Genomic DNA, 1511 nt, shown 5'->3' on the forward strand with positions numbered 1-1511 from the left:
GGTGATCGGCCTATCGGGTGATGTGGACAACCTGGACCCGGCCGTCACCATGACCCTGGAGAGGATCGAGGCCGTAGGCCCCTGGACCGTTCAGTTCACCTCGAGCCAGCCCTTTGCGCCCTTCCTTTTCACCCTGGCCAAAGCCTCTCGGTGGCGGGCGTCTCCGTGCCCCTCTTCTGGCTGGGGGTGATGGCCCTGGTCTTCTTCTACGGGAGGCTGGGGTGGCTGCCCGGCGGGGGGCGGCTCTCCCCCTACGGGCTGCCGCCCCGGAGCGTCACGGGCTTTCTCATCCTGGATGCGCTGCTGGCTGGGGAGTGGGGGGTGGCGGCCGACGCGCTGAAGCACCTGGCGTTGCCCGCCAGCTGCCTAGCCTTCGTCCATGTGGGCTTGGTGGCCCGGCAGGTCCGGGCCAGCCTCCTGGAGGTGCTGGCGCAAGAGTACATCCGGACGGCCCGGGCCTACGGTGTGCCGCCCCGGCGCCTCCTCTACCGCCATGCGCTCCGAAATGCCCTCATCCCCACGGTGACCGTGGTGGGGCTGGCCCTCGGGGATCTCCTGGCCGGCGCGGTGGTGACGGAGACCATCTTTGCCTGGCCGGGGATGGGGAGCTATGTGGTGGACTCCATCGCCTTCCTCGACTTTCCGGCCATCATGGGCTTCACTCTGGTGGTGGCCACGGGGTACACGGTGGTCAACCTGGTGGTGGATTTGGTGACGCTTCTCTTGGATCCGAGGATCCGGGCTATGGGGTAACCAGGGCGACCGAACGGAACAGGATACCGGCGCTCCTGGGCCGGCGGCCGAGCGGCGCGCCCAGGCCTGATGAGGGGGTCGCGGTGGGGGTGGGCGGGCGCTGGAGGCGCCTCGCCCGGCGGAACAGCCTGGCCGCCTTCGCGGGTGGGGTGGTGGCCGTCATGCTCCTCGCCTCCCTCCTCGCGCCTTGGCTGGCGCCGTACGATCCGAACGGGGTGGACCTCTCCCGGCGCCTTCAGCCACCCTCGGCGCGGCACCGGTTCGGCACCGATGAGGTGGGGCGGGACCTCTTCTCCCGGGTGCTCGACGGGGGCCGGCGTTCCATCGGGTCGGGCGTGGCGGTGGTGGCCATCGCCTTGGCCTTCGGGATGGTTCTGGGGGGGCCTCAGCGGGTGGTACGGGGGTCTCGTGGATCTGCTCCTCATGCGGGTGATGGACGTGATCCTGGCCTTCCCCGGCTTGGTGCTGGCCATGGCCGTGGCGGCCGCGCTGGGGCCGGGCCTGACGAGTACGGTGCTCGCCGTCGCCTTTGTCCGGATTCCCGTCTACGTGCGGCTGGTGCGGGCCCAGGTCCTCGCCTTGCGGGAGCGGGAGTTTGTGGAGGCGGCGGTCGCGCTGGGCGCGCCGGGCCGTCGGATTCTCAAAGATCACCTTCTCCCCAACAGCTTGGGGCCGGTGGTGGTTCAGGCCACGCTTGACGTGGGGAACGCCATACTCCTCACGGCCACCTTGAGCTTCCTGGGCTTGGGGGTGCGGGC

General features: G+C 70.2%; 3 protein-coding genes and 1 pseudogene. All 4 read left to right on the forward strand.

The features are described 5' to 3' along the window. Nucleotides 1–190, forward strand: a 190-nt coding sequence (locus FWJ67_RS11065; RefSeq protein ID WP_414482850.1) for a hypothetical protein, incomplete at its 5' end; no start/stop codon positions are given. After that, nucleotides 166–753, forward strand: coding sequence for an ABC transporter permease (locus FWJ67_RS11070; protein ID WP_414482851.1), 588 nt, complete (start codon nt 166–168; stop codon nt 751–753). The genes FWJ67_RS11065 and FWJ67_RS11070, both read left to right, overlap by 25 nt. An 89-nt stretch (nt 754–842) precedes the next feature. Beyond that, nucleotides 843–986 (forward strand): annotated as a pseudogene (locus FWJ67_RS11075) (ABC transporter permease); the annotation flags it as partial. Between the two features lie 175 nt (nt 987–1161). Further along, nucleotides 1162–1511: ABC transporter permease (locus FWJ67_RS11080; protein ID WP_414482852.1), on the forward strand; the 350-nt coding region annotated here is incomplete at its 3' end.

The organism is Limnochorda sp., assembly GCF_047459355.1.
Taxonomy (GTDB): domain Bacteria; phylum Bacillota; class Limnochordia; order Limnochordales; family Limnochordaceae; genus Limnochorda.